The sequence below is a fragment of the Streptococcus sp. ELY_137 genome (assembly GCF_058314515.1).
Genome location: NZ_JBZFUL010000009.1, coordinates 1 through 17,380, shown reverse-complemented (window position 1 = coordinate 17,380; position 17,380 = coordinate 1). Strand labels below are relative to the sequence as shown.

Annotated in this window: 15 protein-coding genes and 1 pseudogene; 14 read left to right on the top strand and 2 right to left on the bottom strand. The window is 42.1% G+C overall.

What is annotated here, in order from left to right; translation table 11 throughout:
• Positions 1–388 precede the first annotated feature (388 nt).
• Complete coding sequence (locus AC4HAO_RS07450) at positions 389–1,570, top strand: ATP-grasp domain-containing protein (RefSeq protein ID WP_491093247.1); 1,182 nt, start codon at positions 389–391, stop codon at positions 1,568–1,570.
• A gap of 213 nt (positions 1,571–1,783) precedes the next feature.
• A complete protein-coding gene (locus tag AC4HAO_RS07445) occupies positions 1,784–2,536 on the top strand; it encodes an esterase family protein (RefSeq protein ID WP_491093248.1) in 753 nt (250 codons plus the stop codon).
• Positions 2,537–2,667: 131 nt separating this feature from the next.
• Here AC4HAO_RS07445 and AC4HAO_RS07440 read toward each other — a convergent pair whose 3' ends face one another.
• On the bottom strand, positions 2,668–3,498 hold the full coding sequence (locus AC4HAO_RS07440) for an alpha/beta hydrolase (RefSeq protein WP_447452009.1): 831 nt from the start codon (positions 3,496–3,498) through the stop codon (positions 2,668–2,670).
• Positions 3,499–3,676: 178 nt separating this feature from the next.
• Here AC4HAO_RS07440 and AC4HAO_RS07435 point away from each other — a divergent pair, with 178 nt between their 5' ends.
• The 12 genes from AC4HAO_RS07435 to whiA all read left to right on the top strand — a co-directional run bounded on the left by AC4HAO_RS07435 (position 3,677) and on the right by whiA (position 17,126).
• A complete protein-coding gene (locus AC4HAO_RS07435) occupies positions 3,677–4,441 on the top strand; it encodes a (S)-acetoin forming diacetyl reductase (RefSeq protein ID WP_447452010.1) in 765 nt (254 codons plus the stop codon).
• Positions 4,442–5,220: 779 nt separating this feature from the next.
• Positions 5,221–5,508 (top strand): rhodanese-like domain-containing protein, encoded by a 288-nt coding sequence (locus AC4HAO_RS07430; protein WP_491093249.1) that lies wholly within the window; start codon positions 5,221–5,223, stop codon positions 5,506–5,508.
• Between the two features lie 208 nt (positions 5,509–5,716).
• Positions 5,717–8,188: a bifunctional DnaQ family exonuclease/ATP-dependent helicase gene (locus tag AC4HAO_RS07425; RefSeq protein WP_491135001.1), complete on the top strand. Its 2,472-nt coding sequence runs from the start codon at positions 5,717–5,719 to the stop codon at positions 8,186–8,188.
• A 38-nt stretch (positions 8,189–8,226) separates the two neighbouring features.
• Entirely contained in the window at positions 8,227–8,706 is a 480-nt protein-coding gene (locus tag AC4HAO_RS07420; RefSeq protein WP_491135000.1) for a cell wall elongation regulator TseB-like domain-containing protein, read from the top strand.
• Positions 8,703–9,884 carry a pyridoxal phosphate-dependent aminotransferase gene (locus AC4HAO_RS07415; RefSeq protein WP_491093252.1) on the top strand — a complete coding sequence of 394 codons (1,182 nt, stop codon included), beginning with the start codon at positions 8,703–8,705 and terminating at the stop codon, positions 9,882–9,884. The genes AC4HAO_RS07420 and AC4HAO_RS07415 overlap by 4 nt, the downstream gene beginning before the upstream one ends.
• A 170-nt stretch (positions 9,885–10,054) precedes the next feature.
• Positions 10,055–11,401 carry an asparagine--tRNA ligase gene (gene asnS, locus AC4HAO_RS07410; protein ID WP_491134999.1) on the top strand — a complete coding sequence of 449 codons (1,347 nt, stop codon included), beginning with the start codon at positions 10,055–10,057 and terminating at the stop codon, positions 11,399–11,401.
• Positions 11,402–11,630: 229 nt separating this feature from the next.
• The gene (locus tag AC4HAO_RS07405) at positions 11,631–12,731 is read left to right on the top strand and encodes an iron-containing alcohol dehydrogenase family protein (protein WP_491134998.1); all 1,101 of its coding nucleotides are present in this window, start codon (positions 11,631–11,633) and stop codon (positions 12,729–12,731) included.
• Positions 12,732–12,862: 131 nt separating this feature from the next.
• A complete protein-coding gene (locus AC4HAO_RS07400) occupies positions 12,863–13,240 on the top strand; it encodes a RidA family protein (protein WP_447452026.1) in 378 nt (125 codons plus the stop codon).
• A 362-nt stretch (positions 13,241–13,602) separates the two neighbouring features.
• A complete protein-coding gene (locus AC4HAO_RS07395) occupies positions 13,603–14,373 on the top strand; it encodes a DUF1003 domain-containing protein (RefSeq protein ID WP_491093256.1) in 771 nt (256 codons plus the stop codon).
• On the top strand, positions 14,357–15,244 hold the full coding sequence (gene rapZ, locus AC4HAO_RS07390) for an RNase adapter RapZ (RefSeq protein WP_491093262.1): 888 nt from the start codon (positions 14,357–14,359) through the stop codon (positions 15,242–15,244). The genes AC4HAO_RS07395 and rapZ overlap by 17 nt, the downstream gene beginning before the upstream one ends.
• Entirely contained in the window at positions 15,241–16,218 is a 978-nt protein-coding gene (locus AC4HAO_RS07385) for a YvcK family protein (protein ID WP_447452028.1), read from the top strand. The genes rapZ and AC4HAO_RS07385 overlap by 4 nt, the downstream gene beginning before the upstream one ends.
• Positions 16,215–17,126, top strand: coding sequence for a DNA-binding protein WhiA (gene whiA / locus AC4HAO_RS07380; RefSeq protein ID WP_491093258.1), 912 nt, complete (start codon positions 16,215–16,217; stop codon positions 17,124–17,126). Before AC4HAO_RS07385 ends, whiA begins: the two co-directional genes overlap by 4 nt.
• A gap of 140 nt (positions 17,127–17,266) precedes the next feature.
• Here the strand turns inward: whiA and AC4HAO_RS07375 are convergent.
• A pseudogene (locus AC4HAO_RS07375) lies at positions 17,267–17,380 on the bottom strand (IS30 family transposase); the annotation flags it as partial.

Sequence of the window (17,380 nt, the reverse complement as noted above, 5' to 3'; positions counted from 1 at the left end):
TGCTCCTCTTTTTAAAATTAAAAGGCAAACCCCCTGATAAATTAAGTCTCAATCTAAAGAAAAGGCAAGCTCTAAAAATAAGGTTAGCTGCCTGAAGGTGAAAAAGAGAAGGGGCAGTTAGTCATAGCTCCAAATGGCCTCACTACTCTAAAGCTTAGAACTCTAATAAGTAGCTGTTTGCGTCTGGTTTTAAGCCCAAATTCATTATTTCCCACTGTGCCCCAAGGCATGAGGATACTGCAAACTCTAGTAAATAAAATTACTTAAGACTGTTTTCGTTACTAGGGTTGAGAGGGCGAGTGAATAATCAGAAAATTTTGTCATCTCCATAGAATTATACCCAGAAATGTGATAGACTAGAGGGGTAAAAATAAAAAGAGGATTAGCTATGGATAGAAAAATGAATTTTGTAATGATCTCTCCTCATTTTCCTACAAATTTTGAACCCTTTGCCCATCGTTTGCAGGCTAATGGATTCAATACTTTAGGGATTGCGGATACCCCCTATGATGACTTGTCCGATGGCTTGAAAGCCTCTCTGACGGAATATTACCGTGTGGATAATATGGAAGACTATGATCAGGTTTACCGTGCAGTAGCCTATTTTGCCCATAAATACGGACGGATTGACCGCATTGAATCTCACAACGAATATTGGTTGGAGTTAGATGCCAAGCTGCGGACGGATTTTAATGTTTTCGGCTATAAAACTGAGGATATGCTGGCCATTAAAACCAAACGCCAAATGAAAGAAATTTTCCGTAAGTCTAGTATTAAGGTGGCTCAGGGCGATGTCTTCCATACCGATGATCAGGCACGTCAGCTCGCCCAAAAATTAGGCTTTCCTGTCATTATTAAACCCAACTCTGGTGTCGGTGCCTCTGACACTTATAAGATCAAGTCCGATCAGGAATTAGAAGGGTTCTTTGGGTATAAGACAGCTGGTGTCGAGTATATTATGGAAGAATTTATCGATGGTGACATTATCACTTTTGATGGCTTAACCGACCACGATGGCAATATCGTCTTCTATTCTGGTCTAGAATATAAGGAAGCCGTTCTTGAGACCTTGGATCACGATAGTGATATGTTCTACTATGTTCCCAGAGAATTTTCACCTGAATTAATTGAGCTTGGTAAAAAATGCGTTCAAGCCTTCAATGTCAAGGAGCGTTTTTTCCACTTTGAGTTTTTCCGTGTTAAAAAAACCAAAGAACTCATGGCTTTGGAAATTAACTGCCGTCCGCCAGGCGGTTTGACAATCGATATGTGGAACTACGCTGATGATTTTGATATCTTTGATCAGTATGCCAAGGTCGTTAGAGACAATCAGTTTACAGCTGATATTCAGCATCGTTATAATGTTGTCTACATTTCACGCAAGGCCAATCGCCATTATGTCCATAGTTTAGAAGATATTCATCAGCACTTTGGTGAACAGATTATCCTGACCCAGTCTGTTCCTGGTATCTTCGCCCAGATTATGGGGGAAGTCGGTATTCTAGCTAGGACTGAGACGATGGACGAGTTACGCGATTTGGTCTCCTATGCCCAAGCCAAAGAATCTTAAGTGAGTTGAAAAATCAGTATAGAAAGCGCAAGTCATAACAGACAGCAGCAGTGAATAAGCCTGTCCTTGCTGTATACTTGTTGTCATTATTATTTGAAAGGAAGATTTCGTCCTGTGAGGCTGGCAATTAGATGGGAATAGTAGTTGTAAACTAGACGATTTTCCAAGTTTAATTGCCTAAAGCTTTTGTGGTCGTATTTGGTAACTTAATATATGCAGTTTGAAAGAAGAAGTCAGTGGTCGGGGGAGCTCGGCCGCGAGATGTATTTTAATGTTTATGGCCATGCCGGTAAGCCTGTGGTGGTTTTTCCGTCATCTGGTGGTAGTCAGAATGAGTATGCTGATTTTGGCATGATTGAGGCTTGCAAAGATTTTATCGATCGCGGTTTGGTAAAATTTTATACCCCAGATTCCTTGGACAAGGAATCTTGGTTAGCCCCAGGAAAATCAGGTCATGATATGGCCTTGGCTCATGAGGCCTACGACCGTTATATTGTCAATGAGTTGGTTCCCCTGATCCGCTATGAGTCTGACTGGCAAGGGGGCATGATAGCAACCGGCTGTTCTATGGGAGCCTTTCATACCATCAATTTTGCCCTGCGTCATCCGGATCTGTTTGATGTCGCCATTGCTCAATCAGGTGTTTATGATGCCCGTTTCTTCACAGGTGAATATCATGGTGATCCGACGGTTTACTACAATTCGCCTATCGATTACCTTTGGAATCAGGAAGATAGCTGGTTCTTGGATCGCTATCGGCAAAATGCTTTTGTAGTCGCTGTCGGTCAGGGAGCCTGGGAAGGTCCTCATATTGCGGATACTAGACGCTTGGAAGAAGCTTTTGCGGCCAAATCAATCCCAGCTTGGTTTGATTACTGGGGCAATGATGTCGCCCATGATTGGGAGTGGTGGCGTCAGCAGATTCCTTATTTCTTGGCTCGTCTAGAGGCCGAAGGACGGATTTAAGTCAACATTACTAGAAAACATAAAAAGCAAGCAGAACTGGTACCCGAAAGAGGAAAATCTGCTTGCTTTTATGATGGATAAATAAAAAATTGGGACTAAATAATGATGTCTCAATTTTTAGATATCTCAATTTACTCTTTCAGGGTAAACTGTAAAAATTCAAGGAAATGGTCTGCCCAGTATTTCTCGTGGTGGATTTCATTGGCCATAACTCTTAGCTGAATCTGCTCCATAGGCGTTCCTGATTTAAGCAGAGACTGATAGTAGTGGAGGCTGCAGTCGATATAGGCTTGATTCATATTTGGAGCAAACTGTTCATCAACCTCATCGCCTTCCTTGGTGCCCACCTGAATATAGACCTTGGTATCCTTTTTCAGTGGGTGACTATTGCAGTAACGCAAAAAATCACGTTCGCTGAACCAAGAAGCCAGTGAGAAGACTCCCAAACCACCAAAAACGTTCGGATAGGCTGCTCCCATATAAGCAGTAATAATACCGCCCATGGATGAGCCAGCTAACAAAGTATGCTCAGGGTCTGATTTGGTACGATAGGTTTTATCGATAAAAGGTTTAACAGTGTTGACTAGCCAGTCTCCGTAAGCCATTCCATCCCCGCCGACACTGGCGGTTTCAGGCGTGGTACCGACATCTGTCATCCATGGTGCGTATTCGTTCAGACGGTTGCCCTCAGCATTGTCAATTCCCACAACAATGACCTTGGGTAATTCCTTGTGATTTTTGATGGTGGGGATGATTTTCCAGGAGTAACCGGAGAAGGATTCCTTGCTGTAAAAAATATTTTGGCCGTCATGCATGTAGAGTACGGGGTAGCTGGCCCAGTCTTCCTTGGCATAATCTTTGGGAAGAAGCACTCGAATACGGCGCTCTTCATCATAGTAAGGGACATGCAGGTAATGTTCTTCCATTTCCAGATAGTAATTGTTGAGTTTCGTTCGCTTCATTGTTTTCCTCTGTCTCATAATTGTTCTTATTATAGCATAAAACAGCATCATCTAAAAAAGATTAAAATTTTTTAAATTATAAATAAAATGTTAAAAATTCTTAAAATTGTAAGCCTTTTCTTGTCAATAAAGATGGAAAAAGATATAATAAACCCATAAAATTTTTGGAGGTTGTTTTATGTCTAAAGTTGCTATTGTTACCGGAGCTGGTCAAGGTATTGGTTTTGCCATCGCTAAGCGCTTGCACCAAGATGGATTTAAAATTGCTATCCTTGACTATAATGAAGAAACTGCTCAAGCGGCTGTTGAGCAATTGTCACCTGACACGGCACTTGCTGTTGTCGCAGATGTATCTAAGCAGGATCAAGTGGCAGCAGCTTTTGATAAGGTTGTTGAGCATTTTGGTGATCTGAATGTCGTTGTCAACAATGCGGGTGTTGCTCCGACAACGCCTCTGGATACTATCACACCAGAGCAATTCGAGCGGACCTTCGCAATCAACGTTGGAGGTGTTATCTGGGGCAGTCAAGCAGCTCAAAAAGTCTTTAAAACACTTGGTCACGGTGGTAAAATTATTAATGCGACCTCACAAGCAGGTGTTGTTGGTAACCCTAACCTAACGATTTATGGCGGAACAAAGTTTGCGGTACGTGGGATTACCCAAACTTTGGCGCGTGACTTGGCTGATGATGGTATTACAGTCAATGCTTATGCACCAGGCATCGTAAAAACACCGATGATGTACGATATTGCCCATGAAGTTGGTAAAAATGCTGGTAAAGATGACGAGTGGGGGATGCAGACCTTTGCCAAGGATATTACTCTCAAGCGTCTATCTGAACCAGAAGATGTAGCTAATGCTGTAGCCTTTCTCGCAGGTCCAGATTCTGACTATGTTACAGGTCAGACCATTATTGTTGATGGCGGTATGCAGTTCCACTAATTGATTAGTTCAAGAGAGTGGGATAAAAATCAGTAAACCGTGAGAAAAATCACGGTTTTGATTTTCCTTGCTCTCTTATTTTAAGGCTCAGGTCTCTGTCGCTTTCCTGTTTTTAGGTGGCAGGCTTTGGCAGTCTATCCCCAGACTGCCAAACTCCAGTGGAGCATTTTGACACTTGCTTTACAAGCTTTATTTCTCAATTAAAAAGGTCTAGTAGACCTTTTTAACCCACCTCCGCATAGCTCAAAAGGTCTGGGAGACCTTTTGAGGTTGGAGATAAGATGAACCGTGTTCATCACATAAGGTCTGGGAGACCTTTTGAGGTTGGAGATAAGATGAATCGTGTTCATCACATAAGGTCTGGGAGACCTTTTGAGGTTGGAGATAAGATGAACCGTGTTCATCACATAAGGTCTGGGAGACCTTTTGAGGTTGGAGATAAGATGAACCGTGTTCATCACATTAGATAACATCCAACAGTTCCCCAAACTGTTGGAGCTATCACTTAGGTGGGAATTAAACAGTCCAGTAGACTGTTTAAAGGGTCGCCTAAAGATAGGGAAGCGCCCCAAGATAAGGACCGCCAATCAGCAGTGGTTCATTGGTGCTAAAGCACCTAATGAACTGTGCAGGGGTAAGACTTCTTGGCATAGCCAACAAGTCTTACTCCCAACCGCTGCGTCGATCTGGTAAATCTAGGATAATGCTAACGGGTCTGGACTTTTGTCCCAGACTCTTTTTATATAATAGGGAAAAAGAGTTAGAAGTGAGGAATTACTTTGAATATTTTTGAAAAGTTAGCCCAAGGTGCTCTTCTGGTTGATGTGAGAAACGCAGAAGAGTACGAGCACAGTCATATTGCTGGAAGTCAGCTACGACCAGTGGACAGATTAAGCCGGTATGATTTTGGTGAGAGCGGCCAGACAATCTTGCTGTATTGTGGATCTGGTGCAAGAGCTGAACGAGCTAAGAATTACCTTGAAGGTCAAGGGTATACGCAGGTTATAAACTTAGGTAGTTTGGAACATTTGGCCAATTTAGGTATGGAGGTCATTGTTAAGGATTAAAGTCCAAGGTAGTGAAGTTGTCGTCACTGACCAGCCTTTCAGTTCGATTGGCATTTTGAAAGCCCAGTTTGTCATATCTAAACGGTCTGGGCTTTTTTATTTGGGCACTAGTTTTTAACTGATAGTTCCTTATCTAAGGGGCAGCACCTTTCACTGTTTTAAACTATGACTTTTGTCTCCAGTTTATTCGTGCTATAATGAAAGGGTTATGACACAAACGAATAAGGGACGAAAATATGCAGTTGTTGATTTGGAAGCGACTAGCGCTTCCGCAGCTGCCCAGATTATTCAGGTTGGTATTGTCATTATTGATCAGGGCCAAATTGTCCAGACCTATGAAACGGATGTCAATCCGCACGAACCTTTGAATGAGCATATTGTAGAGTTAACGGGAATTACTGACCAGCAGTTGTCTCAGGCACCAGATTTTTCGCAAGTGGCAGGGGATATTTACGAGCTAATTCAGGACTGTATCTTTGTCGCCCACAATGTTAAATTCGATGCCAACTTGTTGGCAGAGCAGCTTTTTTTAGAAGGCTATGAATTACGAACTCCGCGGGTGGACACAGTCGAGTTGACTCAAGTTTTTTATCCTACCCTAGAGCGCTATCGTTTGACGGACTTGGCCGATCATTTGAATCTAACTCTGGAACATGCTCATACTGCTCTGGCAGATGCCTATGCAACAGCACAGTTGTTTTTAGCCACCCAAGAGAAAATTGCTGGTTTACCGCGTTTAACTGTTGAGCGTATCTTAGATTTTGCTGATCACTTACTTTTTGAAACACGTTTAGCCATTGATGATGTTTTCTCAAGAATGTCTACCCATTTGTCAAGGGACTTTGTTGAAGTTCAAAATTTAGTCATACGCAGGGAGTCTCCCTTTCTGAAGGAAAGGCGTCTTTCTGCTGACTTTGCGACCAACTTGGCGCTGTTAGATTTAGAAGAGAGAAAAGAGCAGCTCGGCTTTGCTGATAAGATTAGTCAGCATTTTGAACAAGAAGGTCCTTTATTTATTCAAGCTCAGGCAGGTATCGGAAAGACTTATGGCTATTTGCTGCCCCTCTTAGCTAAAGGCACTGAGGAAAAACTGATTGTGACTGTACCGACAAAAATTTTACAGGATCAAATCATGTCGCAGGAAGGTAGGCAGCTGGCGCACGTCTTTCATATCAATATTCATAGCTTGAAAAGTCCGCAAAATTACATTAAGCTAGACAATTTTGATCGGAGTCTAGCCGAGGCAGACAGCAATCGGCTAGTTAACCGCTATAAAATGCAGCTTTTGGTTTGGTTGACGCAGACCCATACTGGGGATTTGGATGAAATCAAGCAGAAGCAGCGTTTTGAAGCCTATTTTGATCGCATTCAGCACGATGGTAAACTTAGTAAAAAATCCCCTTTTTGGGATGTTGATTTTTGGCTGCGTTCGTATAAGAGGGCTCAGACCTCACATGTTATTATTACAAACCATGCTTATTTTCTAACTCGTGTTGAAGATGACAAGGATTTTGTTAAAGACAAGATTTTAGTGATCGACGAAGCGCAAAAACTATTCTTGAATTTGGAGCAGTTTTCCCGTAGGCAAATCAATCTCAATACTGTGATGAAAAAATTGCATACCCTTCTGGAGCATCCTCATCCTCATGTCCAGCAGCGGCTTTTAGAAAGTTTGCAGTTTGAGCTGTCTAATTTAAATATTCAATTTTATCAAAATCACCGTACAGCTGTTGCCAAGCATCAGGTTGAAAAAATTAGACAGGATCTAGCGGAAATCGAAGCAGCTGAGCTAGCAGAACTCAAAAGTGCTTTCGCATCGGATTTTTCGGATTTCTGGCTCAGCCAAGATTGGTCGCAAGAGCACCGTCAGACCCTGCTTAATAGTGCTCGTCTTGATTTTGTGAACTTCAGGGATCTTTTGCCTCAGACCCTAAAAACCTATTTTGTATCGGCTACATTGGATATTAGTCGGCGGGTTTCTCTACCTAATTTGCTGGGATATGAAAAGTTTGACTTTGCTCGCATTTCCTATAAGCAGGAGGACAATCAAGCTATCTGGCTAGACACGACCATGCCCGATATTCCCAGCCTGTCTGCCCAAGATTATGCTCAGCTATTGGCTGATAGAATCACCGACCTAAAACAGCTTGGACAGCCCATATTAGTACTTTTCAATGCTAAAAAAGCCATGTTTGATGTATCAGAAATTCTTGATAATAAACATCTTCCCCATCTCTGCCAATATAAGAATGGCTTAGCTGCTAATATTAAGCGCCGTTTCGATAAGGGGGAGAGTAACGTTTTGCTGGGCACAGGCTCTTTCTGGGAAGGAGTTGATTTTGCTAATCAAGATAAACTGATTGAGGTCATTACCCGCTTACCTTTTGATAATCCACAAGACCCCTTTACAAAAAAACTTAATCGCCAGTTGACCTTAAACGGTCGTCATCCTTTTTATGATTACAGCCTACCGGTGACTATCTTGCGGCTCAAGCAGGCTATCGGCCGCAGTAAGCGCAGGCAGTCTCAGCGTTCAGCTGTCCTCATTTTAGATAGTCGAATTAAAACGAAGCACTATGGTTCTCTTATTGCTGATGCTTTGATGCAGCAGTTACCTTTAAAAGAGCAAAATTTTCAGGAAATATTGGCAGAAATGGCGCAATTTTTCAGAAATATTTGATATAATAAAGACTATCAATGTATAAAAGGGATGGTGGCATGAAAAGGCTGAAAATTAAGCATTTTTGGCGTTATTTGTTTGGTGTTTTAGGATTGCTGGTTTTAGTAGCGGTCGGTATCTTCTTTTTCTTTAAGGCAGCTCTAAAGCCCAATCAAGATGCTAGAAGTCAGGCGATTCAAACGGCTAAAGAATATGCGGACTTCGCTTCGGTTTCAGATTTTAACCAGTACAATGGCAGAGAAGTTTTTTACACTGTTTTTGGTAAGAACCAAGGTGGTGAGACCATTATGGTAACCATCAATAAGAAGCATCAGGGGCAGGTCTATGTCTACAGGGCCAATCAAGGCATTAAGGCTGAGCAAGCCCAAAACACTGCTAAAAAAGAAGGTGCCCGTAAGATCCAGAAAACCACTTTTGGTATGGCAGAAGGGGTTCCTATCTGGGAAGTTCGAGCCGACGGTGCTTACTATTTAGTAAATTTTGAAACAGGTGATCTGGTCAAGAAGGAGGGACTATGACCTATTTATCAAAGCGAGTATTAGAGATGAAAGAAAGCGTGACCCAAGCAGCTGGCGCTAAGGCTAAAGAACTGCAGGCGCAAGGAAAAAACATCCTGAGCCTGACCTTGGGAGAACCTGATTTCACTACACCAAAAAACATTCAGAATGCTGCTATTGAGGCAATTAAAAGCGGCCGAGCTTCCTTTTATACGCTGGCATCTGGTCTTCCGGAGTTAAAAGATGCCATCAACAGCTATATGAAACGTTTTTATGGCTATTCTGTTGAGCGCAATCAGATTGTCGCAGGAACTGGAGCTAAATATGTTCTATATGCTTTCTTTATGGCAGTTATCAATCCTGGGGATGAGGTCATTATTCCAGCACCTTACTGGGTGTCTTATGCCGATCAAATCGAAGCAGCGCAAGGACTTCCCGTCTTCGTACAAACGAAGGAAGAAAACAACTTTAAGGTAACTGTTGAACAGCTAGAGGCTGCTAGAACTGATAAAACCAAGGTTTTCCTGCTGAATTCTCCATCGAATCCTACAGGAATGATTTACACCGCAGAAGAATTGCGGACAATTGGTGATTGGGCTGTAGCGCATGATATTCTAATTCTATCGGATGATATTTATGGCCGCTTGGTCTATAATGGTGCAGAATTCACACCGATTTCAACCTTATCAGATACTATCCGTCAGCAAACCATCGTTATTAATGGAGTTGCTAAATCTTATGCTATGACGGGATGGCGTGTTGGATTTGCGGTTGGACAGGCTGATATTATTGCAGCTATGAGCAAGATTATTGGCCAAACCACTTCTAATTTAACAACAGTAGCCCAGTATGCTGCTATTGAAGCTTTCGCTGGCGATCAAACCAGCGTTGAAATCATGCGTCAGGCCTTTGAAGAGAGGTTAAATACGATCTATCCTCTTCTAGAAGAAATCCCAGGCTTTAAGACGGTAAAACCACAAGGTGCTTTCTACTTCTTTCCAAATGTTAAGGAAGCCATGAAGCTCAAGGGCTTTACGGATGTGACCGAGTTCACTACAGCAATTCTAGAAGATACAGGCGTTGCTTTAGTAACAGGAGCCGGATTTGGAGCCCCCGAAAATGTTCGACTCAGCTACGCTACCGATTTGGATACCCTCAAAGAGGCCGTTCAACGTATCAAGGCATTTATGGAGAAATAATTGGTAGCAGTCAGCAGGTAAGCTTGAAAGTGAGAGTTTAGAATATGGGGTTCTAGTATCTGTAAGTGCTACTATCCGGACCGCAAAGTAGCCTTTTTAATAATCCTGACGGATATAATTTAGGCTGTTTGCTAGAAAAACGAATAAATTAGAAAAGGGAAAAGAATTACATGTCAACAAAACGTGTTACGATCAGTCAAGTAAAAGACTATGTGGGTGAAGAAGTTACCATCGGCAGCTGGGTTGCCAATAAGTCTGGAAAGGGGAAAATTGCCTTCCTTCAATTGCGCGACGGCTCTGCCTTCTTCCAAGGGGTTGCCTTCAAACCTAACTTCATCGAAAAATATGGTGAAGAAGAAGGAACAGAAAAATTTAACACCATTCGTCATCTTAATCAGGAAACGTCTATCTATGTGACCGGTATCGTTAAAGAAGATGAACGTTCAAAATTTGGCTATGAACTGGATATCACCGATGTTGAGATTATCGGTGAATCAAATGATTATCCAATCACACCAAAGGAACATGGGACAGACTTTTTGATGGATAACCGCCATCTTTGGCTGCGCTCGCGTAAACAAATGGCGATTATGCAAATTCGTAATGCCATCCTGATGGCCTCAACAGAATTCTTTGATAAGAATGGCTTTATCAAATTTGACAGCCCTATTCTTTCAGGAAATGCTGCCGAAAATACTACTGAACTTTTTGAGACGGATTACTTTGGTTCCCCTGCTTTCTTGAGTCAGTCAGGTCAGCTCTATCTTGAAGCGGGTGCTATGGCGCTTGGCCGTGTGTATGATTTTGGTCCCGTTTTCCGTGCTGAAAAGTCTAAAACGCGTCGCCACTTGACGGAATTCTGGATGATGGACGCAGAATATCCCTTCTTGAGTCATGATGAATCACTTGATTTGCAGGAAGCTTATGTCAAAGCTTTGATCCAGGGCGTCTTGGAGCGCGCACCACAAGCGCTTGAAATCTTGGATCGTGATGTTGAAGCTCTTAAACGCTATGTCACTGAGCCATTCAAACGCGTGTCTTACGATGATGCTATTGATTTACTTCAGGCTCATGAAAATGATGAAGGAGTGGATTACGACCATCTTGAGCATGGTGATGACTTTGGTTCTCCGCATGAAACATGGATTTCAAATTACTTTGGAGTCCCGACCTTTGTTGTCAATTATCCAGCAAGTTTCAAAGCTTTCTACATGAAGCCGGTTCCTGACAACCCAGAGCGCGTGCTCTGTGCGGACCTCCTAGCACCAGAAGGTTATGGTGAAATCATTGGCGGGTCCGAGCGTGAAACAGATTACGATAAACTTATGGCCAAGATTGAAGAAGAAGGACTTAATCCAGAAGATTACGACTTCTATCTTGACCTTCGTAAATACGGGTCAGTCCCTCACTGTGGGTTTGGACTTGGCTTAGAACGCATGGTAACTTTCGTCGCAGGTACTAAGCACATTCGTGAAGCCATCCCCTTCCCACGTATGTTGCACCGCATTAAACCTTAAGGTTATTATGCTTACTGCTATCAATTATTCTCCCTCTAAAGTTAGAGTTCTAAACTCTGATTTTAGAGGGGTTTTATTTAGACTTTCGTTTCAATCTTCTGAAAACTTTGCTATAATAAATGGTACAGCGATAAAGTGGTGTCTGGTCAGTCAGGCTAGCCTCCCTTTATGTTCATATTGTCACCGCCCAAAAATAGACGATGACCACCTAATTTTAGGAGGAAGCGTAATGACAACAAATGTAATGGCTAATTACAGCTATGGTGAAGACTGCTATAAGGAGATTCCTGAGGTACTAAAACCTTACGGTGTCAAAAGTGTGGTCCTCATTGGAGGAAAAAGAGCTTTGGGAGCCACAGAGTCAGAGGTTCGTGTCATTTTGGAAGCAGCTGAGGTTGAGGTAAAGGGCAGTTTTGTTTACGGCAAGGATTCAACGCAAACTAATATTGATAAGTTAGTGGCGACTCCGGATGTCCAAAAGGCTGATGCTATCTTTGGTTTTGGTGGTGGTAAGGCACTCGATACAGCCAAGATGGTAGCAAAAGAGTTGGATAAACCGACCTTTACCTTTCCGACTATTTGTTCTAACTGTTCTGCTGGAACTGCTATTGCCGTAGTTTATAAGGATGATCACTCACTTTTGCGCTATGGCTATCCTGATTCCCCCTTGCATATCTTTATTAATACCAGAGTGATTGCTAATGCGCCTGAAAAATATTTCTGGGCTGGTATCGGTGATGGTATTTCAAAAGCACCTGAAGTCGAGCATGCTGTAGCAGAAGCTAAGAACAGGGGCCTAGTAGATCTTCCCCATACAGCTAGCTTGGGCCAAGCTGTGGCTCTGTCCTCTAAAGATGCTTTTTACCGCTACGGCGAGGCTGGTATGGAAGATGTCAAGCATAACCGACCTTCTAAAGCAATCGAAGAAATTGCACTAGATATTGTTGTTTCAACTGGTTATGCCTCCAACTTAGTTAATCAGCCAGATTTCTATTATAATTCTTGCCATGCCCATGCCTTTTATAATGGGACTACGGCAATCAAACGTTCAGGAGAATACCTACATGGAGTAGTCATATCCTATGGTGTTTTGGTTCTGCATGCTTACTATCAAGAGCAAGAAGAGCTAGAACGTGTCGCTAGATTTAACAGGAGCTTGGGCTTGCCGATAACCTTGAAAGAATTGGGATTAACTGAGGATGATATTCCGAAAATTGTAGAAGTGGCAGTTACCACCAATGAATATAAAAATACACCATTTGATTCAGAACAATTTGCCCAAGCTATTCATGAGGTAAATCAGCTAGGGCAGCACTTATCCAATAACTGATAATGCCTCTGTGCTCTTGGCGGATGATGCAAAAAAATAGCTTCTTTCTAGACACAAACGCCTTGGTCGAAGCTCCTATTTTGCTTGATCCGCGAATCCTTTCTGTATCTTAATATAAGGAGAAAACAACCATGAAAACTTTCCATACTGATAAAGCACCAGCAGCTATCGGCCCCTATGTACAGGCTAAGCAAGCTGGAGAGTTCCTGTTTGCTTCTGGTCAAGTACCCTTGTCACCAGAGACAGGAGAAGTTTTAGGGACGACCATTCGGGAACAGACCCAGCAGGTACTTAATAATATTAAAGCCATCTTGGCTGAGGCAGGTACTGATTTTGACCATGTAGTTAAGACCACTTGCTTCCTAAGTGACATGAATGATTTTGTGCCTTTTAACGAAGTTTATGCAACGGCCTTCAAAGAAGAATTCCCTGCGCGTTCAGCCGTCGAGGTTGCTCGTCTGCCTAAAGATGTCAAGGTTGAAATTGAAGTAATTGCTTACTTAAAGTAGGCGTAGATAACAAGAGATTGAGATGTCAAAAAGTGAGATCTCTTTTTCTTTTTTGGTTTGAATAATATTTTAACCTCGTTTCCGTCGTTAAGTTCGGGGGCTTTATAAGTGAGGGCTTTGAAGTACAAGTATAACTCAATCTGTCCTTCCAGACTTGGGCCCCTTTGTTAACTGTTTATTTTAACTTTGTTCAGAGCTTTTTGCCATTTTAAAAAGAGGCTGGACAAGAGTAGTATAGTATAAGTATGACTACTGCTATTTGGGGGCATTTTAAGCGTCTTACTGCTTATAAGAAGAGCCCTCCTCTATTTTGGCTGCTTGGTTATTTATGCTATAATATGGAATAGAAAGAAGGTCTCTATATGCCAGAAGATGAACTTATCTTTGACGCTCTAAATCATCAACCCTATCGCCTTACCGAAGGGGTCTTTTTATCGGAAATTGATCACCGCTTAAAAAATTTATTGAAACGTGACCATCCACATTTAGAGGATACGGCTTTTATCAGTAATAAAGATTTGCTGCATTATCGGCTCCTCTTTCTCAACCAGACTATCGAGCGGGCACAGGTTAAGAATGATTACATTCGTGAGACAGTCTACGATGTGACTAAAAATAAAGATTATGAAACCTTGGATGTTCAGGAAGTGTTGGATCGTAAGGTTACATTCGGTCAGAGAATAGCTGACGATGTCGCACGTTTTGGCGGTTCCTGGACCTTTATTATCAGTTTTATTCTCTTTATGGGGATTTGGATGGCTCTGAACATTTACAAGCCCTTAGGTATTCAATTTGATGCCTACCCCTTTATTTTATTAAATCTGGCCTTATCTACTTTGGCAGCTATTCAGGCTCCTTTGATTATGATGAGTCAGAATCGAGCATCTGACTATGACCGCCTGCAAGCCAAGAACGACTTTAATGTTAATAAGAAATCAGAAGAGGGGATCCGTCTTTTACACACTAAGCTGGATCACCTTGTCCAGCAGGACCAATCTGATTTGCTAGAGGTGCAAAAACTGCAGACAGAGATGCTAGCTTCCATAACTCAGCAGCTAGATGATTTACAAGCAACCAGCTATGAGCTGAAAGACCAGCTGGAGAGGAGTAAAAATGATGACGAATCCTATTAATCTTGTTATAGTAACCGGCATGAGCGGTGCAGGAAAGACCGTTGCTATCCAATCGTTTGAAGATATGGGCTACTTTACGATTGACAATATGCCTCCGGCTTTAGTACCTAAATTTATGGAGCTTGTAAGCCAAAGTGAAGAAAATGACAAGGTAGCTCTTGTTGTTGACATGCGCAGCCGCTTGTTTTTTAAGGAACTTAATTCAATTTTAGATGACTTGGATAAAAATCAGAATATCCAGTTTAAAATTCTTTTTTTGGACGCTACAGATGGCGAGCTGGTTGCTCGCTACAAAGAAACCCGCCGCAGCCATCCCCTTGCAGCCGCTGGTCGGGTAATGGATGGGATTAAGCTGGAAAGGGAACTCTTGGCTCCTTTAAAAAGCATGAGTCAAAATGTCGTGGACACGACAGAGTTGACACCGCGTCAGCTACGTAGAACAATTGCTGAGCAGTTCTCCTCAGAGAATGATGCGGCTCCTTTTCGAATTGAGGTCATGAGTTTTGGTTTTAAATATGGTTTACCTCTTGATGCTGACCTAGTCTTTGATGTTCGTTTCTTACCGAATCCTTATTATATTCCTGAACTGCGCAATCATACTGGTTTAGATCAGGAAGTGGTTTCTTATGTGATGAGCCATGATGAATCTGAGAACTTCTATCGTCACTTGTTGGCCCTTATCAATCCGATTTTACCGGGCTATCAGAAAGAGGGAAAATCTGTTTTGACGATTGCCATCGGTTGTACAGGCGGTCAACATCGCAGTGTGGCTTTTTCCCATCGACTAGCTGAAGAGTTGAAGAAAGGTTGGACAGTTAATGAAAGTCATCGTGATAAGGATCGGCGCAAGGAAACGGTGAATCGCTCATGAGAAAACCCAAGATAACCGTTATTGGCGGTGGGACCGGGATTCCTGTTCTGCTCAAAAGTCTTAGACATGAAAATGTTGATATTACCGCTATTGTAACAGTGGCAGATGATGGCGGTTCCTCAGGTGAATTACGTTCTGCTATGCAACTAACACCACCGGGGGATCTGCGCAATGTCCTAGTCGCTATGAGTGACATGCCTAAATTTTATGAGAAAATTTTCCAGTATCGTTTTAATGACGATGATGGTGCGCTTTCCGGTCACCCTTTGGGCAATTTAATCATTGCAGGTATTTCTGAAATGCAGGGTTCAACTTACCATGCTATGCAAATTCTCAGTAAATTCTTCCATACGACAGGGAAAATCTACCCAGCCAGTGAGGATGCTTTAACCCTTCATGCTGTCTTTCAAGATGGCCATGAAGTTGTAGGAGAGTCCAGCATTGCGGACTATGATGGTATGATAGATCATGTTTTTGTGACTAATACTTACAATGCTAAGCAACCCAGGGCCAGCCGTAAGGTGGTTGAAACCATTTTGGACAGTGACATGATTGTCCTAGGACCGGGGTCGCTTTTTACCTCAATCTTGCCCAACCTTGTTATCCCTGAGATTAGGGAGGCGCTTCTTGAAACTCCGGCTGAAGTTGCTTATGTCTGCAATATCATGACCCAGTACGGAGAAACTGAACGCTTTACAGATGCGGATCATGTAGCTGTACTCAATCGACATCTAGGTGCTGATGTTATTGATACTGTTCTTGTCAATGTTGAGCCGGTGCCAAAAGATTATATGGATACCAATAAATTTGATGAGTATTTGGTACAGGTAGAACATGATTTTGTTGGTTTGCAAAAATTAGTTAAGCGGGTCATTTCTTCTAACTTCCTGCGATTAGAAAATGGCGGAGCCTTCCACCATGGTGAGTTAGTCGTGGAGGAACTGATGCGCTTGACAAAAAGGAGAAAACGATGAGTTTTACGACTCAAGTTAAAGAAGAAGTGCTAGCCTTAAGAGATACTGATCGCAGTCAGTTATCTGCAATCATTAAGATGTCAGGAAGTTTGGGACTGACAGGCAAGGGACTGACGCTGTCAATTCTAACAGAGAATGCAAAGATTGCCCGTCATATTTACTCCTTATTGGAAAGTCTCTACGCCAGTCAACCCGATATTCGCTACCATCAAAAGACTAATCTAAAGAAAAACCGGGTTTATACCGTTTTTGTAGATCAAGATGTCGAAACAATTCTCTCCGACCTTCAGCTAGCAGATTCTTTTTTTGGGATTGAAACTGGTATTGAGCAGCGTGTGCTGGAAAACGATGAGGCAGGGCGAATCTATCTTCGCGGTGCTTTCCTAGCTAGCGGCTCTATTCGTGATCCGGAGTCGGGAAAGTATCAGCTGGAAATTTTTTCTGTTTATCAGGATCATGCTGAAGATTTGGCTCAATTGATGCGCAAATTTATGTTAGATGCTAAGGTGATTGATCATAAAAACGGTTCGGTGACCTACCTACAAAAAGCCGAGGATATCATGGATTTCTTACTTGTCATCGGTGCAGTGGCTGCTAAGGCTACTTTCGAAGAAGTAAAAGTCATGCGTGAAGCACGCAATGATCTCAACCGCACGACTAATGCAGAAACAGCTAATATCACCCGAACGGTCACAGCTAGCATGAAAACCATCAATAATATTATCAAAATTATGGATACTGCTGGCTTAGATATCCTACCAGCAGAATTACAACAAGTTGCCCAAATTCGTGTCGATCACCCAGAGTATTCTATCCAACAAATTGCTGATAATTTAGAGTTCCCCCTAACTAAAAGTGGCGTCAATCACCGTTTGCGAAAAATTAATAAAATCGCGGATGAACTTTAGTGCATAAGCTTAAGTAAGGCTCAATATAGATTCGCTCTTTTTCCATTACTTGCTAAGTATATCAAGGAAAGCAAATAAAAATATTTTCTACATCGGTAGTCAAAAAAGACTATCGGTTTATTTTTAATTTTCTTAAATTGTCAAATTAAGTTGGACAGTTTCACCTGACTCAGAAAAACATGATAAGGGGTTTGATAATTTAAAGATTTTCTAGGAATTCTATTTCTCTTATCAGCTATAGCTGATAAGGTGTT

Excerpts from the sequence above, each read along its gene's own strand:
- AC4HAO_RS07450 (WP_491093247.1), top strand. The coding sequence starts at position 389 with ATGGATAGAAAAATGAATTTTGTAATGATCTCTCCTCATTTTCCTACA.
- AC4HAO_RS07445 (WP_491093248.1), top strand. The coding sequence starts at position 1,784 with ATGCAGTTTGAAAGAAGAAGTCAGTGGTCGGGGGAGCTCGGCCGCGAG.
- AC4HAO_RS07440 (WP_447452009.1), bottom strand. The coding sequence starts at position 3,498 with ATGAAGCGAACGAAACTCAACAATTACTATCTGGAAATGGAAGAACAT.
- AC4HAO_RS07435 (WP_447452010.1), top strand. The coding sequence starts at position 3,677 with ATGTCTAAAGTTGCTATTGTTACCGGAGCTGGTCAAGGTATTGGTTTT.
- AC4HAO_RS07425 (WP_491135001.1), top strand. The coding sequence starts at position 5,717 with ATGACACAAACGAATAAGGGACGAAAATATGCAGTTGTTGATTTGGAA.
- AC4HAO_RS07420 (WP_491135000.1), top strand. The coding sequence starts at position 8,227 with ATGAAAAGGCTGAAAATTAAGCATTTTTGGCGTTATTTGTTTGGTGTT.
- AC4HAO_RS07415 (WP_491093252.1), top strand. The coding sequence starts at position 8,703 with ATGACCTATTTATCAAAGCGAGTATTAGAGATGAAAGAAAGCGTGACC.
- asnS (WP_491134999.1), top strand. The coding sequence starts at position 10,055 with ATGTCAACAAAACGTGTTACGATCAGTCAAGTAAAAGACTATGTGGGT.
- AC4HAO_RS07405 (WP_491134998.1), top strand. The coding sequence starts at position 11,631 with ATGACAACAAATGTAATGGCTAATTACAGCTATGGTGAAGACTGCTAT.
- AC4HAO_RS07400 (WP_447452026.1), top strand. The coding sequence starts at position 12,863 with ATGAAAACTTTCCATACTGATAAAGCACCAGCAGCTATCGGCCCCTAT.
- AC4HAO_RS07395 (WP_491093256.1), top strand. The coding sequence starts at position 13,603 with ATGCCAGAAGATGAACTTATCTTTGACGCTCTAAATCATCAACCCTAT.
- rapZ (WP_491093262.1), top strand. The coding sequence starts at position 14,357 with ATGACGAATCCTATTAATCTTGTTATAGTAACCGGCATGAGCGGTGCA.
- AC4HAO_RS07385 (WP_447452028.1), top strand. The coding sequence starts at position 15,241 with ATGAGAAAACCCAAGATAACCGTTATTGGCGGTGGGACCGGGATTCCT.
- whiA (WP_491093258.1), top strand. The coding sequence starts at position 16,215 with ATGAGTTTTACGACTCAAGTTAAAGAAGAAGTGCTAGCCTTAAGAGAT.